Origin of the sequence: Paenibacillus polysaccharolyticus (genome assembly GCF_900102085.1) — a bacterium.
GTDB classification, from domain to species: Bacteria; Bacillota; Bacilli; order Paenibacillales; family Paenibacillaceae; genus Paenibacillus; species Paenibacillus polysaccharolyticus.
Genome location: NZ_FMVM01000007.1, coordinates 137,909 through 153,693 on the forward strand (window position 1 = coordinate 137,909; position 15,785 = coordinate 153,693).

The 15,785-nt window shown below is 49.6% G+C and carries 14 protein-coding genes; all 14 read right to left on the reverse strand.

Annotated features, from left to right (window positions below; translation table 11 throughout):
• Positions 1-43: 43 nt before the first annotated feature.
• Entirely contained in the window at positions 44-916 is an 873-nt protein-coding gene (locus tag BLQ13_RS11445) for a LysR family transcriptional regulator (protein ID WP_090919340.1), read from the reverse strand.
• Between the two features lie 45 nt (positions 917-961).
• Positions 962-1,510 (reverse strand): NADPH-dependent FMN reductase, encoded by a 549-nt coding sequence (gene ssuE, locus BLQ13_RS11450; protein ID WP_090919343.1) that lies wholly within the window; start codon positions 1,508-1,510, stop codon positions 962-964.
• A 25-nt stretch (positions 1,511-1,535) separates the two neighbouring features.
• Entirely contained in the window at positions 1,536-2,486 is a 951-nt protein-coding gene (locus BLQ13_RS11455) for an ABC transporter permease (protein ID WP_090919774.1), read from the reverse strand.
• 70 nt (positions 2,487-2,556) lie between these two features.
• Positions 2,557-3,489 carry an ABC transporter permease gene (locus BLQ13_RS11460; protein WP_090919346.1) on the reverse strand — a complete coding sequence of 311 codons (933 nt, stop codon included), beginning with the start codon at positions 3,487-3,489 and terminating at the stop codon, positions 2,557-2,559.
• Between the two features lie 77 nt (positions 3,490-3,566).
• On the reverse strand, positions 3,567-5,216 hold the full coding sequence (locus BLQ13_RS11465) for an ABC transporter substrate-binding protein (RefSeq protein WP_090919350.1): 1,650 nt from the start codon (positions 5,214-5,216) through the stop codon (positions 3,567-3,569).
• Between the two features lie 348 nt (positions 5,217-5,564).
• Positions 5,565-6,908 carry an LLM class flavin-dependent oxidoreductase gene (locus BLQ13_RS11470; protein ID WP_090919353.1) on the reverse strand — a complete coding sequence of 448 codons (1,344 nt, stop codon included), beginning with the start codon at positions 6,906-6,908 and terminating at the stop codon, positions 5,565-5,567.
• A gap of 536 nt (positions 6,909-7,444) precedes the next feature.
• Positions 7,445-7,894, reverse strand: a complete 450-nt coding sequence (locus BLQ13_RS11475; RefSeq protein WP_090919356.1) for a hypothetical protein — start codon at positions 7,892-7,894, stop codon at positions 7,445-7,447.
• Between the two features lie 245 nt (positions 7,895-8,139).
• Positions 8,140-9,786, reverse strand: a complete 1,647-nt coding sequence (locus BLQ13_RS11480) for a glycosyltransferase family 2 protein (RefSeq protein WP_090919359.1) — start codon at positions 9,784-9,786, stop codon at positions 8,140-8,142.
• Positions 9,787-9,850: 64 nt separating this feature from the next.
• Positions 9,851-10,615 (reverse strand): GT-D fold domain-containing protein, encoded by a 765-nt coding sequence (locus BLQ13_RS11485; RefSeq protein WP_244159294.1) that lies wholly within the window; start codon positions 10,613-10,615, stop codon positions 9,851-9,853.
• 1,093 nt (positions 10,616-11,708) lie between these two features.
• Positions 11,709-12,440 carry a sugar phosphate nucleotidyltransferase gene (locus tag BLQ13_RS11490; protein WP_090919361.1) on the reverse strand — a complete coding sequence of 244 codons (732 nt, stop codon included), beginning with the start codon at positions 12,438-12,440 and terminating at the stop codon, positions 11,709-11,711.
• Positions 12,437-13,210, reverse strand: a complete 774-nt coding sequence (locus BLQ13_RS11495; protein ID WP_090919364.1) for a glycosyltransferase family 2 protein — start codon at positions 13,208-13,210, stop codon at positions 12,437-12,439. The genes BLQ13_RS11490 and BLQ13_RS11495 overlap by 4 nt, the downstream gene beginning before the upstream one ends.
• Positions 13,207-14,178 (reverse strand): glycosyltransferase, encoded by a 972-nt coding sequence (locus tag BLQ13_RS11500; RefSeq protein ID WP_090919367.1) that lies wholly within the window; start codon positions 14,176-14,178, stop codon positions 13,207-13,209. Before BLQ13_RS11500 ends, BLQ13_RS11495 begins: the two co-directional genes overlap by 4 nt.
• Before the next feature lie 61 nt (positions 14,179-14,239).
• On the reverse strand, positions 14,240-14,374 hold the full coding sequence (locus BLQ13_RS29000; protein WP_276326736.1) for a hypothetical protein: 135 nt from the start codon (positions 14,372-14,374) through the stop codon (positions 14,240-14,242).
• Positions 14,375-14,387: 13 nt separating this feature from the next.
• Positions 14,388-15,161: a glycosyltransferase family 2 protein gene (locus BLQ13_RS11505; RefSeq protein ID WP_244159295.1), complete on the reverse strand. Its 774-nt coding sequence runs from the start codon at positions 15,159-15,161 to the stop codon at positions 14,388-14,390.
• Positions 15,162-15,785: the final 624 nt, after the last annotated feature.

Sequence of the window (15,785 nt, forward strand, 5' to 3'; positions counted from 1 at the left end):
TCCAATTTATAACGTTGAAATCTGGTTCGCCTTGTCAGTCCATCTATAATTGCCGTAGCAGTTCTCCAAAAGGCTCTGCAAATGGCGAATATTCTTCTTTTAAAGTCACCACACTGATCTGCAGCGACACACCTGCCACCTCATGGACTTGAATCGGAAACAGCTCCTGACGTTGTACCTCTTTCTTCACCGTTAACCCTGGTAGAAAAGCGATGCCTGCACCTTGCATAACCAATTTTTTTGCTGTTTCCGAATTATCCACATGATATGTAATATCCGGCGGATACTCCAGGGAGTCGAAGGCCCGGTGAATGCGGAGCCAGTCCAATGAGCCACACTCGAAAAAGACCAGCTTTTCATTCCGGATCGCCTCCATGCTGACATGTCCGCTTTCAATGAAAGGATGCCCTCTGTACACGTATAGCTGTATCGGATCTTCGTAAAAAGCAACGGTACGGATCGCAGGGTGCATAACCTTGCGCACAAACGCGAGATCTATCTCCTGACCGAGCAGTTTGGCAATCAGTTGATCCGTTGTTGCTGTTGTCAGTTTGATGTTGACTTCAGGATAGGACTCTTTGATTCTGGGCAGAAAATCGGGAATGACATAATTGGACACGGACACTGTGCTTCCGAGGCGTAGTGCCTCAGGTGTCGTTCTACGCTGTTGGATTTTTTGTCTACCCTTCTGGATCACTTGCAGCACCTGCTGCGCATAAGGCAAAAATTTGCGGCCTTCATCCGTCAGCACAATCTGCTTGCCTAGTCGGTCAAACAGCTTGCATCCCAGCTCCCTTTCCAATGATTGGATACGTGCCGTAACCGAAGGCTGGGACAAGAAAAGTACTTCAGCCGCCTTATTGAAGCTTCCGTAGTGATTGATATATACAAACGCTTCAATGTTCTCTATATTCATGGGCGCCTCCGCATCTACTTATTTTTCCTATATAAAAACTTGGTTTTAGGATATCGTAATCCCATCCTTTTCCAGTGTCAATCGTAATTCTTCCAGAGAGCGATCTAACCGTGCGGTAATATCTGCTGCAAGTGTAAATGTTCCGTCCTCATTGCGTTCAATTCCCTGATCCACTGCGTATACACCGCCAAGGATATATCGTCCGCCGAGTGCGGTAAGCACAGGCTTCAAAGCATAATCAATAGCAAGCAAATGTGCAATTGAACCGCCAATGACAAGAGGCAGAGTCACCTTATCCCGAAGTCCTTCTTGTGGTATCAGGTCGAGAAACAGCTTGAGCACGCCCGAATAGGCTGCCTTATATACCGGAGTAGCCACAATAACGGCATCTGCTCCATCCACAATGGCAAGTGCATCCTGAATGGCCTGGCTGTCGAACTTTGCCTGTACCAGATCTTCAGCGGGCAAATCGGTCACCTGAATCACTTCAACGGAAATACCAGCTTTGCTTAACGTATGGCTGCTATAATCCGTTAGTCCTGTCAATCGTGAACGCTTGGACGGGGTTCCGGCGATAATGACAACATGTGACATATTATTTTCCTCCTTGGAAAAGCGGTCAAGCCGCTCCTTTTACTTTGGGATCAAGCCTGTCGCGAATATCGTCTCCAATCAGATTGACAGCCAGAACAAACAGCGTAATGGCCAGACCCGGGAATGTGCAAATCCACCAAGCTACTGTCAGATAACCTCTCCCTTGAGACAGCAATGCACCCCAATCCGGAATTTCTTTCAGTACCCCGAGCCCAAGGAAACTGAGTCCAGACCCAGTCAGGATGGATGTACCTACACCCAGCGTTGCCATTACGAGTAGCGGAGACAAGGAATGTGGCAGGACATGTTTCCAGAAAATGCGGGCATTGGAACCGCCCAATGAACGTGTGGCTGTAATGAAAGGCAGATTTTTGACAGACATCACCTGACCGCGCATCACCCTTGCATAACCTGGTATCGAAGCTACTGCAACAGCCAGTGCAATATTCAGCAGTCCTGGCCCAAGCGCCGCCGCAACAGATAAGGCGAGCAATACGCCTGGTACGGCCATAAGAATATCCACCGCCCGCATCGTTACCGTATCAACCAGTCCTCCTGTATATCCCGCAAGGATGCCAAGAGCACTGCCGACGAGACCACCAACAAGCACGGAAGCAAAACCGATCAGCAAGGAATCCCGGCTGCCATGCACAACCACACTGAAGATGTCTCGGCCGAAATAGTCTGTACCGAATAGGTGTGCAGCAGAAGGAGCCTGTAGAATGGCATCCGTCATCATCTGTGTTGGATCATAAGGCGCGATCCAGCCAGGCACGATGGCACAGGCCACAGTGAAGATGACGATGAGCAGCGCCGTGTACAAAAATAACCGCGATACTACGGATGAAACACGGCGCTGCCAAGGCAGGCGATTCCATCTCCATAGGCGAGCTTTCCCGACAATTTCGGTACTTCCGGTACTTCTGGCATTTCCTGCCCATGTCTTTTTGTGTCCCGCCAAAGGTTTCATGCTCATAAAAATGAACGCCTCCTTCTCCTGCTTCTTCACATTCTGCACGCTCCTGATGCGGTGTTCCTGATCTGGATCATGAACGGACAGCTCTCCGAACCCGAGGATCAATGTACGAATACGAGATGTCTACCAGCAAATTCAACACGACATAGATGATCGATGTAAAAAATACAACGCCCTGTACCACCGGCAGATCCTTAGCCATTAGCGCATCAGCAATAATACGACCAATTCCTTGTCTGGAGAATACCGTCTCTACCACCACGGTTCCTGCCAGCAAATCCCCAATTAACATACCGATGACCGTTACGGCGGGGATCAGGGCATTACGCAGTGCATGACCATACATGATGGCCCGTTCAGACAATCCTTTGGCCCGTAAAGCAACGATAAACGGCTCATTTATCACTTCAAGCATGCTGTTACGCACCATGCGCACAATAAATCCTGCACCGACAAGTCCAAGTGTAGCCGCCGGAAGTATCAATGAACTGAATCCGTCCGACCCCATCGCCGGGAACCAGCCGAGCTGTACGGAAAACAACAGAATAAGCAGAATGCCGGTCCAGAACGTTGGCATCGAGATGCCGAACAATCCAACGAGCCGAGCCACAACATCAATCACACCATTCCGGTGAATGGCCGACAGAACGCCAAGTGTAATTCCGATGGTGATGGCAATCAGCGAACTGAGTGCCGTCAATGCCAGCGTTGCCGGGAAATGTTCCAGAATTTTGGGCAATACCGGGTCGGAGTTAACCATGGATTGACCAAAATCCCCGCGTAGCATATCGCCAAAATAGTTCGCAAACTGGATATAAAACGGTTGATCCAGCCCAAGCTGTACCCGGAGATTAGCAATCATCTCCGGGGTAGCCGAGGACGGGTCCAGCATTAACAGCACCGGATCACCCGGCAGAAGATACATGATGCAGTACACCAGCACCGAAGCTCCAAATATAACGAGAAGCGACGTTGCTAACCGTGACAAGATCAGTTGAATCATACCGGATGGCTCCTTTCTGAAACCACAACAGGCTGTACGCCGTGTTGGAATAATGAGACTGGATAACGCAATTTGCATTATGGCTGGATACGTACATCATTAAAGAGTGGATAACCGAGTGCATCGAACTTGATACCTTCCACGTTTTTGGATGCAGCCACAGTATACGGAAATACGTAGATTGGCAAAATAACCGCTTGTTCAATGAGATATTTCTGAATCTGACTGTAGATATCTACCCTTTTCGCCGAATCCGTCTCTACCGCTCCCTGCTCCAGAAGTTGATCGATCTTTGGATCAGATAAACCGGATAATGTCGGACGTTCCCCTTCCGCACTGGTGTGATAGAAGGCGTACAAGGCATTCGGATCGGAGTTGACCTGGCTGTTGCCGTACAGATCATAATCCCAGTTCTGATAGATCACGGTAGCAATGTCTTTGGTAATCACCACTTCTACCGCAATGCCCAGCGGTTTCAGCTGTTGCTGGATGATGGCAGCAATGTCATTGCGTTTCTCCCGGTTAGGGGAGCCATCTACATAACGCAAAGTTAGCTTCTTCCCGTCTTTGACACGAATCCCGTCAGCTCCCTTAACCCAGCCCTGCTCATCCAGTAGCTGGTTCGCACGGTTGATATCCGGGGAGATGCTTCCTTCAAGTGCCTTGTCATAGCCGAGAATGCCTGGAGACAAGGCAGACCATGCGCGCTCGTAGTTACCCAGATACAAGGTTTTCACAATGGAGTCGACGTCAACAGCGGATTGTACCGCTTGCCTTACTTTTACATCATCCCAAGGTGCCTTACGTAGATTGAAAAAGAGGGTATACGGCAGTCCAACGGTGTTGGCTTGCAACAATTGCTGGTTCGGATCACTTTTCAGGGCGGCGATATTTTGCGGCGGCACGGTCTCTGCGGCAAGCACCTGCTTGCTTTGCACACTTCCGATACGTGTTGCTTCTTCCGGTACGATTTTAAACGTAATCGTATCGATATGAGGAGCGCCTTTGTTTTCGACCGTTTCCGGGCCCCAGTTGTAATCCTTGTTTTTGGCTACAACGATATCCGCGTTTTCATCCCATTTCACAAAGGTATACGGGCCTGTGCCTACCGGATTTTTGCCCAGTTGATCTCCATATTTCTTCGCAGCGGTTGGAGACACGATTCCCAGTAATGCCTGACTCAGGTTGCCGAGAAACGCTTGCGAAGGTGCATTCAGATTAACTTTGATCGTATACTCATCAATGACCTTGGAGGAGCTATAAGGTCTAATCAGGGCAAGGGAATTGGCAGCTTTGGTGGCAGGATCAATGACCCGATCCAGATTGTACTTCACCGCTTCGGCGTTAAACGGAGTTCCATCATGGAATTTCACGTCTTCACGCAGCTTGAAGGTATAACTTTTGCCATCCTTCGATACACTCCATTCCTTGGCAAGCCAAGGTTTAATAGACCCATCTGGCAGCTGAACCACCAGATTGTCGTAGATCGTGCGAATCGCTCGTACGGCTACAGCAAGACCGCTACGATGCGGATCGAGTGTATCCGGTGAAGTCGCCAGTGCAAAGGTGAGGTTACCCCCTTCCGCTTTACCAGCCTGACCCCCGTCGGCGGAAGCCTGTGCCGCACCGCTGGTTTTGCCTCCTGATGTTGCTCCGCATCCGGACAAAACCATCACCAATGCTACTGCCAACGCCACCACTTTTGTCCATGAGATAGACCTGTTCATATCGCTTCCCCCTCTGTGTATACAGGTGTCATTAATGTGTACGCCAAGCAAACTTGTATATATTTTATATTTCCTATGAGAAAAGTAGGTTTTAGAGCAAGAAGACTTTATTGAGTTTATTAATCCTATGGATCCAGATGCATTTGTGCTTCGTTTAAACGATGGATTTTACTTGTATTGCACTGTACTGTACTGTACTGTACTGTACTGGATGGAACTTATATTGCATCATATTGTTATTTGATCTGAACGCATCGGATTGTGAGTACGGGTTAGATTTATCGCGTCTTAATAACATGAATTAAATCCATTGAATGATGTTCGATTTAGAGGACATTCGGCATTCGGTTAGATAATGTTCGACTCTTCCTGTGTTCTTGCTGCTGTATAACGGTTTACAGGCACCTGGACACCCAAATTGCCACGCAGCGTATCATGCTCATACTCCGTGCGATAGAGGCCGCGTTCCTGCAGAATAGGTACCACCAACTCGACAAAGTCGGACAATCCGCTAGGCAACTCCGAAGCAATAATGAATCCGTCTGCCGCTTCTGCCTCGAACCATTCCTGAACCTTGTCTGCGACCTGCTCCGGTGTGCCCAGGAATTGACTTCGTGGTGTTGCAGCCCGTAGAGCAACTTCGCGCAGCGTTAACCCCTGTTCTTTGGCATCTTTTTTAATCTTGTCTGTTCCACTGCGGAAGCTGTTGCTGCCTATGCCATCCAGTTCAGGGAACGGTTCATCCAGCGGATATTGGGAGAAATCATGGTGCTCGAAGAAACGTCCCAAGTAGTCCAATGCTTTATCAATGGTTACAAGGCTCGCGATCTCCTGATATTTCTGTTCCGCTTCCTCTGCCGTCCGTCCCACAATCGGGTTAATGCCTGGCAAAATAACAATATCTTGTGCTGAACGCCCATAGGAAGCTGCCCGTGTTTTGACGTCCTTATAAAACGCCTTTGCATCTTCAATGTTATCGTGTCCAGTGAATACGGCATCGGCTTCTTGTGCCGCCAGTGTTTTGCCATCCTCTGAGGAACCTGCCTGGAAAATAACCGGCTGTCCCTGCCGTGAACGAGCGATGTTCAATGGCCCCTGTACAGAGAAGAACTCCCCTTCATGGTTCAGCGTGTGTAGTTTCGAAGGATCGAAGAACACACCGCTGTCCTTGTCTCTTACAAATGCATCATCTTCCCATGAATCCCACAAGCCTTTGGTCACTTGTAAATATTCCTTAGCAATACGGTAACGTTCCGGATGTGTTGGATGATTGCTTTTGCTGTAATTTTTTGCGGTACCTTCCAAGGGAGATGTCACCACGTTCCAGCCTGCACGACCATCACTGATCAGATCAAGCGAACCGAACTGTCTGGCGACTGTAAAGGGGTCACTATAGGATGTGGAGAGTGTGCCCACAAGTCCAATGCGTGAAGTTACCGCAGCAAGAGCGGAAAGAATGCTGATCGGTTCAAAGCGATTCAGGAAGTGAGGAATGGATTTTTCCGTAATATACAGGCCGTCTGCAATGAATACCAGATCAAACTTGCCCTCTTCTGCCTTCAGCGCCTGACGTTTGTAAAATCCAAAGTTGACACTGGCATCAGATAGAACCTCCGGATGTCTCCAGGTTGTGTTGCTTCCCCCAACACCATGAATGATCGCTCCAAATTTCAAACTTCGTTTTGCTGTCATGTACACTCCGCCTTCCCTGAAATAAGGTAATTTGATGGTACCAAAATGTGGCATATCTAAATAAATGATTGAGTCTCGAAATCAAAATTGATTATTCCTATGAGTTTGGTTTGTTTTAATTTCACACAGCTTATCATTGCCCCGCCGAACCGGTCAACTGTGCTTCTAATAGATTTTTTCTATATGGCACCCATGTAAAAATAACCGCTGTGCTCCTGTTGCATTAGCCTTGTTAGACTTATTCCATTCCGTTCAGACAGCATTGCTTCATCCTGCCGCATTGTTGGGATGATGACATCGACATACCTCCGATTTCCAAAATATAGTTCCAGATCATCAGACAGACCGGATCGAAATATACCATTAATTCCAATCTGTTAAATAAGAATTATGGCTATAAATGTACTCCCGTCCCCTTGCATCGTCAATGGTTCTGCTAATAGAACAATCCTATAACAAAATAGAAAAAATAAATTTAAATTTTGATTTATCCATTCAGTATCCATTTTGATTCAAAAAAAGGAGTGAGTTTAGACTCACTCCAATGCTTTTAATTTCTCCTCAATCGTCTTTGCTTCTTCTAGATTTGATGCAGGAGCACTGATAACTAACCCTTCATTCTGATATTTTTCATTCGTTAATTTCGTGTATAGTTCAGGTTCTGTAATAATAATTGCGAATTGATTAGCCTGTTTATCTAAATAAATATCTCCTAACACGGTTCTCTTTGCGCCTTCATAAGATATTAGCAAAGATTTATGCATGAAGATTACCTTTTCGAAAGCCATATCATTGATAGATAAATATCCCTCAAAAGCATTTTCATTTTTGTTAAAGATTCCATTTAAATTTACTTTTACTTCACTAGCGATCCCGGAGTTTTCGCTAAACATGTAAGATGGTGAATTAATGTCTATTTTTTCATGATCATTACACCCTGAGAGAATAAATAAGATTAAGAAAGTAATAAAAAGTGCTCTTTTCATTTTCAGCCTCCAAGCTTATTAACATGCGTTACCTACGGCTCCCTAGAAGTAAATTAGTCTTTCAACTTCATATATGTATTTACAGATATAATAGTCTTGCTCTGATCACTAATTATATAACTCTTATTGAAAGACCTCACACGGAATGAACAGATCAGCTGAGCGTTTAGCCCAAGAAGAGCGCACCCTTCAGTGTTGTTCATTCCGCATGTTTACATGTTGCTTCAAACCACGAGCGGTGGCCATCACAAATCCTTGTTCAGCAACTGGGGCGGAGCAATAATCGGCCATCCTTCCGGGATCGAATGGAGTTGTTCGGTTGATATTTGATGCACATGTCTGGAGCTTATTCCCCAACGTTCCGCTGCATAGGTGGATACAAACTTCCTGCGTTTACCTTCGGTGACCAGATACCAAACTTCCGGTGTATCAGCAACAGATACAATACTTAAGTCAGTAGGTGCCACGCCAGGATCAGGAGAGATTACGGCAAGAGGAAAGTCAGGTTCAAACGACCCGTTCCGAATATCTCCGGCGGACACCAGCGGTTCACCCGCAGGTATGCCCAGCAGATCAGGTTTGGCTACCAGCACCGGCGAGATGCCGCGCGGAACAGGAATGTTCAGCTTTCGGCGCTGACCGCTTCTTAGTACATAGACATCACCCTTTAGATCAACAAGAAATGCACCTTCGGGATAGAAATCACTGCTTCGTCTGAGCGGTGATGTTGCAGGACTGTTTACAGAAGAGGAACCTGCGGCCCTCTGGCGTAAATCACCTTTTGCCGCTAACGAAGATACGTTCGCTTGAGATCGAGTTTGAGGGTCTGAGTGCGGAGTCTGTGCCAGCCTGGAGGTTTCCGCGATGAGCGCTTGGGGATCTCCCCATTTTTGACTGTAAAATTGTTCATTGCCCTTGTTCACTGTGTTAAAGTCCTGCTCTCCGAGCGCTTTCATGCTGACACTTCCAAAATGATGAATAAAGGCGTCACCTGCTACAGCAAGTCGGTATCCCAACATCCGCACCCGTACAATCCAATCGTCATCCTCAAAGTTACCTACGGCGTAACCCTCATCCAGATACCCTGCCCGCTCAAACAAATCTCTGGAAAACAGCCAGCAGAATCCGACGAGCCGATCCGTCACTCGATGTTTCTCCGGGTCGGGACGATTCTGGTTCGCAGCGAAAGACCACATGTCCTCTACTTCACGATAAGGCACTTCAATCTGCTGATCTCCGCCAATGTAGTTCGTTACAGGTCCTACGACACCAATCTGTGGATCGCTGTTAAGGCACGTCATCATATTCTCCAGCCAGCCCGGGGTAACTAGAGTATCATTGTTCAGCACAACGATATGCCGTCCCTTTGCCATCATCAGACCCTGATTAACGCCTCCGGCAAAGCCCCGATTCTTCTCCAGTGCAGCAACCCTCACCATACCGCCTTTGCGAAGCAGTGCATCGGCCGTACCATCTTGAGAAGCATTGTCTACAACGATGATTTCGTAAGGAGCGGGGGTATGTTTCTCAATGCTTGACACACATTGCAGTACATAATCCCGCTGATTGTAGGTGGGAATGATGATGCTGACACCTTCAAACACAATTCCGAATGAATTCTGTCCCTGAAGAACACCATCTTCGTAACCTCGGTTATATCCTTGCTTGTATAACTTGGTGTTTCGAAGAATACGATGACTCCTTTTGCCTTTCCGTGAAGCATTACGCCGATTACGGCCATCGGCTGCATGAAGAAGAATCTTAGCAGATGTCCCCTTACGATGAGGATGGCTACCCGATAACTGCGCGCCCACTCTAAGCTGACTGCTCTGCTGTGAATTGCTCTGATTATTTTTTCGTACACGATGAGGCTGTATTTCCGATTTCTTCATGTTGCTTCCTCCATTCCACTCGTGCCAGAGGCAGGGTCCCGGTGATCCTGCCCCTGACAACTCACTAGAGTTGAAGCTCCCCTGTCACTAATTTGTCCGCCAAATGTCCGAAATCGAAGGCAACGCTGCCCAGTTCTCCACCGATACGTCTGCATAGCACCACCGCTGGGATGCCCGCTGCGACCAGAGCGATATCAAAGGTGTGCTCAGACGTCAGCTGCATTACCCTCGGAATATCTGCCATGCCTGCTACCGCAGGGATGATGCCTGTAACCTGCACCCCATGCAGTTGTAACAAGGCTCCAAGCTCTGCCGCCTGGCTGCCGATCAGCAGTACACGCCGTCCTTGCAAGATCGGCAGCAACAGACGAGACTGATGCAGACTGTAATTGATGGTGGAACTGGTCAATTTCAGACGGGACCAATCGATTCCGAAATGGCGCAGAACCGGGAATAATAGTCCTTGAAACGTCGGAGCACGTGAGATGGGCACACCCACCCAGTCTGCACCCCGAATCGCTTCCGCAAGCGTCGCGCGGATGTCAGGAGTGGAGCATGGCACCCCTGCATAAGGCAGAAACGGTGCCAACTCCTGCACTTCTGCAGCTGGCAGCACGGTGTCTGCTGCCAGCGTAAGCAGTTCGCCATCACCGAGGCGAACGACAGACAGGGGGCGCTGCGCATCCAGCGCCGCCATGATGTGACCAGCCATTTCATGAGGGCTGGTTAGCCGGGTCAAGCTGGGCGCATACTGGCGGAAGCCCGCCGCGATCAAATCTGCCGCCGCGACAGCGGGTAGAATATGATCCGGCGGGATGTGCTGCGCCACCAGCGCCTCGCCCCCGGCGAATACGCCGTCGCGGTAACCCGCGGCGTAACCGCCGGGCCCTGCCGCCTGCACGGCATGCTCCGCAGCCGGCGGCGGCACGCCGTTTGCGCTGCCCGCACTCGCGGCAGCGCCTTCCCGCCCCGCGGGCACGACGACACCCTGCGGGTGTGTCGTCTGGCGCGGGGCGGGGCCAGCACCGCTGGCAGGCATCGCCTGTGGCGAGCTTGCTTGCGGTGCTGGCTTGGGCGCACGGCGCATCGCCGTGCGCTGCTTGGCGCGGGCCGCGGCGCGCCGGCCCTGCGCAGAAGCGCGCCTGCGCGGGGCGGGGCCTTGGCGCAGGCGGCTCTGTGCAGGCGGGGCAAGCGCTGCCCCGCCTGCCCTGCTCGCTCTCTCACCTGCGGCTCTGCTGCTTCTTCGCGCTTTGTCCGTCTTTCCCACTCCCCGGGCCCTCGCTACTTTGCCCACCCTAATGCCGCCTCCAGGCCGACTTGCTTTGCCCACATTGCCCACATTTCCAATCCGATCTGCTTTGCCAGCGACTATCACACTTCCAGCCATACTCGCTTTCCCAACTCTTTCAGCCGTACTTGCCTTGCCCCTACTCAACACAACTCCAGTCCGGCCTGCCTTACTTATCCTGATCACACCACCCGTACTGCTTCCGCCCTTGCTGCTCCCTGCTCTTACAGTACCTTTCACATGCCCCACTTCCCTGCATTATTCACTTGCACCGCTCTGCCCCCACTCTTCACACCACTCGCATGACCCAGACCTCTTCTATTCTCTACTCTCCCCCTACCTTACACATCCGACATCACTTCCCTGTAATCTGCCCCTTTTTGCCTGTGCGCCCTAAAACACCTCACACGTTATTCTCCTGCCTGCGTAGTCTTACTTCGCCCCGGCAATACCACTGCTCTCACACGATTTCCCCTGAGCATATTAGAGAAAGACCGCGGTCGTTGCACAAAACGCCGGAGCTTACTTCAAGGCTCCGGCGAGGATTCTGTTTCCATCATCTGTTTCCATCATCTGATTCAATCATCGGTTTCGATCCACGCAACGCACCGCGGCTGTATCCTGTTATTTCCGGTTAAGGTAGCTGCCCTTTCATGCGTACAGCTGCCTCCTGGAGCGATTCAAATGTGCCGGCATCGCTCCAATATTTTTGCAAAATGTCATACTCCAATCCGCCGCCGGAGGCATAATGGTTGTTTACATCGGTGATCTCCAGCTCTCCACGTGCGGATGGTACAATGTTATGAATCAGGCTAAACACATGGTCATCATACATGTATATGCCCGTTACACAGTAAGAGGTCTTCGGCTGACTTGGCTTTTCTTCAATGTACGCGATACGTTCCGGATGGTGTTCATCAAAGACAGGCACCCCGTAGCGACGCGCATCGTCCACTCCTTTAAGCAACACTCGCGCCGTACCCGCAGGTTGCTGCATATATCGCTCTACATACGGTTTCAAATCATCGCTGAACAGATTATCACCAAGAAGCACCAAAAATTTTTCGCCCGGAAGAACAAACGATGAGGCCAGATCAAGCGCTTCGGCAATACCGCCAGCCTTTTCCTGAATACGATACGTCAGCCTGACCCCATGATCTGCTCCGCCACCAAGATACTCCGTATACAAACCAGCGGAATGTTTGTTGATAACAATCAGAATATCCTCAATCCCTGCCTGACGAAGCCTGTCGATACCATACATAATCATCGGATGTTTACCGACGGGAAGCAGATGTTTATTGATAAGCCGGGTCAGAGGGTACAGCCTGGTTCCTGTGCCACCAGCAAGAATTACACCTTTCATTCCTTGTTCCCTCCTTCATCGGATATGTCCATAAATTCACGCGGATCGACTTGCCATTTATTGATGAAAATGGAACGGTTACGCTCCAGCAACTGTTTCCATTCCGTATGATCTGTCTTTTGAAAACTCGCACTGCCTTGATGATGTACAAGGACATCACCGCATACTAACAAACGGAAGCCCTGCAACCTAGCTCGATAACAATAGTCGTCATCTTCATAGTGGCCAGGGGAATACGCTTCGTCAAGCCAGCCTACGGCCTCCAGTACACTTCGTTTCATCAGCATACACAGCCCTACGATTCGGCGTACTTCCTTCCACCTGGACACATCCGAAACATTATTGGCAGAGGCTAGCTCCTGAAAATGTGGCACATCCCGAAACGTCATATGCACCTGCTGAATACCACTGGCATAGTTCGTGACTGGCCCGATGATGCCAACATCATCTTCACTGTACAGTGCTGTGCGCATATTTTCGAGCCAGCATGATGTAACGGTAACATCGTTGTTCAGCAAGAGTAATTCATCCCCGCACGCAGCCCGAAGTCCAGCATTACAAGCGGCAGGAAATCCCCGATTTTCGGGTAAACGAACAAACCGGATGCGTTCCTTGGCACAATATTCGGCAGTACCATCCGTCGACCCATTATCTACAACGATGATCTCATACGATGTTGCTTCTCCTGTGTATGTTCGGATAGCCTCGATACAAGGCCTCAGCAACGAGAGTCCGTTATACGTGGGTATAATGATGCTGGTCAGCGTCATCTCACATTCCTCCTGTACGCTACCTCTGCACGGGAAGGAAGGTTGGTCCGAAGGGCATATTCACTCGTACCCATCCATGTTGCCAGTGCTTCCAGGTGATCCCCAAGAATCAATCTGGCAACACCATTACCACTACCCGTGTTCCCGGCACGCAGTCGGTTTGAGCGAATGACATCCACTTGGCATGGAGCGGATACCTTAAATCCCTGCTGGATTGCAAGCATCTGTGCCTTCGGCGGAACGGCCAGCGAAGCAGATTTTACAGCCTGAATCATTCGCCTAGATAGGGCATGGGGCACAGCGGTCATCGAATTCGAACCAAGGTCCCGTCGACCTAATGTATGGTTCAAATAGGCTTTGATTCGGCTGACTTCGTCCTGCTTGGCAAAAGGAGGAAGTAAAGAAGTCAGATCGTTTAACGCTACATCCTGCCCCCGGTCAATCGCGAACAGGAACGGTGCCAGTTGTTCCGCAGGTATAACCATGTCTCCATCCACAAACAAAACGGTCTCTGCATCTGTCATTTTGGCTCCAAGCGCCCGACCCACATCATGCCCGGCTCGTTCCGGTTCATACACAAGTGTAATGCCTGAATGTTGAAGCACGTGTTCCAGACTGTTATCCGTCGTACCGTTTAATACAACTACAATATCGCGGAGGGGTAGACGTCTTAGTTGTACCAGCACTTGCCCAAGTGTGCGTTCCTCATTACAGGCACAGACTACGGCAGCAGCAACATGTCGGAGGGGAAGCGGTACAATCTCTGGTACATGGCCTGAGGAATTCGCATAGCCTTGAATAAACACCCTGCCTGCCTGCAATGCAGCTTCGTAGCTAGTCTGTTCCGGCAGATTCGCCGCGTGTACTTGCCACGTATCAGAAGCATGTTTATTCAGGTTGTCGGAGTCTGCCCTGAATTGTTTGCCTGCAAGCTGGCCTGCTCTCCAAAATGGACGTAGATCCGGCATCACCTTCCGGACATTCCGCCGGCTCCACCCAAGATGCTGGGTACGTGGCGCGCGTTTCCCCTCAGCTTGCTTTCTGCTCCGGGGTCTGCCCGCCGCCATTCGCTTGGCTCGCGTCCGTCTCTTTGCCCTTACTCCTGATCGTGTTTTTATCGCTGTCACCTCCGCATGTTGCCGTCTCTACCGCATAACCCCTCATTTCTTACAACTTCCTATTGAGCCAGACTGCGAACACGTTGCAGATCAGGGTAAGCCCCCCGTGGCCCCCGTGTATCTGTCATCCAGCGGATCGCCTCCAGATGATCGTTGAGTACGATTTGGCTAAGTAGATCAGCACCGCCTCGTTTCGTCGAACGAACAGCATTCCATTTGCCTACAGGCACATGATGAACAGCTTGCACCCGAAGGCCGCCGAATATCGCTTTGGCATGAGCAAGTGGCGGAATTTCCAGTGAAGATATGCCAATGATCTCAAGTGCCTGCCTACTAAGCGCATGAGGAATGGCTGTCATAGAAGCACCACCAAGATCGGATCTGGAGAGCAGACTGTTCAACATATGTTTTGCTTCAACGACCGGATGAACAGGGCTACGTGTCACCGGACCGTTGTAATTGTTCAGTGCAACATCGACTCCATTTAGCACAGCCTGAACGAAAGGTGCCAGATGTTCGGCCGGGATCAGAATGTCTGCATCCGTGAACAGCAGGATCTGTCCTCGGGCTGATGCTGCCCCTACTCTTCGTCCTGCATCATGTCCCAGCGCTTCAGGATAGTGGAGTACCCGTGCCCCAGCCCGTTCAGCTTCATTGGCTGTGCCATCGGTTGACCCGTTTACGATAACCAGTACTTCCGCATCGCGGCATATACGTGTCGCTTCACGGACTACAGCAGCAATGGTGCGTTCCTCGTTCATCGCTGGAATAATCACCGATAGCACAGGCTGCGGGAGAACTTCTCTGTCTTGCTCAGTAACTTCTCCAATCATCTCATGTGCTTCTCTTCGATTGTTCGCATGAAATGAGTGGTTAGGTGGTAAGGAGAAAACATAGGTCTTTGTACCCTTTTTCCTTCTCGATTGGATTCGTCTTTTTTCAGATACCCGTCTGGTATGCTTTTTTCTTGTTTTTGTTGCAAAACTGGCTCTATTACGTTGTTTCCGCAACAAATTCACCTCCCACAATCCATCCTGATCATGCCAAGGGAGTACACGTTATTCTATGTATTCGTGGAGCAGTGGAAACGGCGTATGTCCTTATCTTACTTAGGTTCTGGGCAGGAGTGTAAGTACACCCATCCTGTGAATCGACAAGAATCGTCAATATTTTTAAAAATGACATCTCTTCCCTGTCCTTAGACACAATTTTCGAAAAAATTTAAAATTGTATCTTTTCCAATCTTTTACACTGTGATACTATACGATTCAAGCCACACAATTTACATTTTTAACCTTGTTGAGAACTCACGTTCCCAAAACCTCTTTCTGTCCTTTTATTGACCTTCGGTTAGTTCAGACGTTTGATCTCCTCCGTTTTGTACACAAACAGACCTTGAACTTGAAAGGAGTGATGCCGTTCCCAACCCGACTTCTTCTTCCCGCATTCCACACACG

What these genes read in the sequence shown, in the direction of transcription:
- BLQ13_RS11470 (WP_090919353.1), bottom strand. Translation starts at nt 6,908, where the DNA reads ATGACAGCAAAACGAAGTTTGAAATTTGGAGCGATCATTCATGGTGTT.
- BLQ13_RS11505 (WP_244159295.1), bottom strand. Translation starts at nt 15,161, where the DNA reads ATGATTGGAGAAGTTACTGAGCAAGACAGAGAAGTTCTCCCGCAGCCT.
- ssuE (WP_090919343.1), bottom strand. Translation starts at nt 1,510, where the DNA reads ATGTCACATGTTGTCATTATCGCCGGAACCCCGTCCAAGCGTTCACGA.
- BLQ13_RS29000 (WP_276326736.1), bottom strand. Translation starts at nt 14,374, where the DNA reads ATGAGGGGTTATGCGGTAGAGACGGCAACATGCGGAGGTGACAGCGAT.
- BLQ13_RS11490 (WP_090919361.1), bottom strand. Translation starts at nt 12,440, where the DNA reads ATGAAAGGTGTAATTCTTGCTGGTGGCACAGGAACCAGGCTGTACCCT.
- BLQ13_RS11480 (WP_090919359.1), bottom strand. Translation starts at nt 9,786, where the DNA reads ATGAAGAAATCGGAAATACAGCCTCATCGTGTACGAAAAAATAATCAG.
- BLQ13_RS11495 (WP_090919364.1), bottom strand. Translation starts at nt 13,210, where the DNA reads ATGACGCTGACCAGCATCATTATACCCACGTATAACGGACTCTCGTTG.
- BLQ13_RS11455 (WP_090919774.1), bottom strand. Translation starts at nt 2,486, where the DNA reads ATGAGCATGAAACCTTTGGCGGGACACAAAAAGACATGGGCAGGAAAT.
- BLQ13_RS11460 (WP_090919346.1), bottom strand. Translation starts at nt 3,489, where the DNA reads ATGATTCAACTGATCTTGTCACGGTTAGCAACGTCGCTTCTCGTTATA.
- BLQ13_RS11465 (WP_090919350.1), bottom strand. Translation starts at nt 5,216, where the DNA reads ATGAACAGGTCTATCTCATGGACAAAAGTGGTGGCGTTGGCAGTAGCA.
- BLQ13_RS11445 (WP_090919340.1), bottom strand. Translation starts at nt 916, where the DNA reads ATGAATATAGAGAACATTGAAGCGTTTGTATATATCAATCACTACGGA.
- BLQ13_RS11475 (WP_090919356.1), bottom strand. Translation starts at nt 7,894, where the DNA reads ATGAAAAGAGCACTTTTTATTACTTTCTTAATCTTATTTATTCTCTCA.
- BLQ13_RS11500 (WP_090919367.1), bottom strand. Translation starts at nt 14,178, where the DNA reads ATGCCGGATCTACGTCCATTTTGGAGAGCAGGCCAGCTTGCAGGCAAA.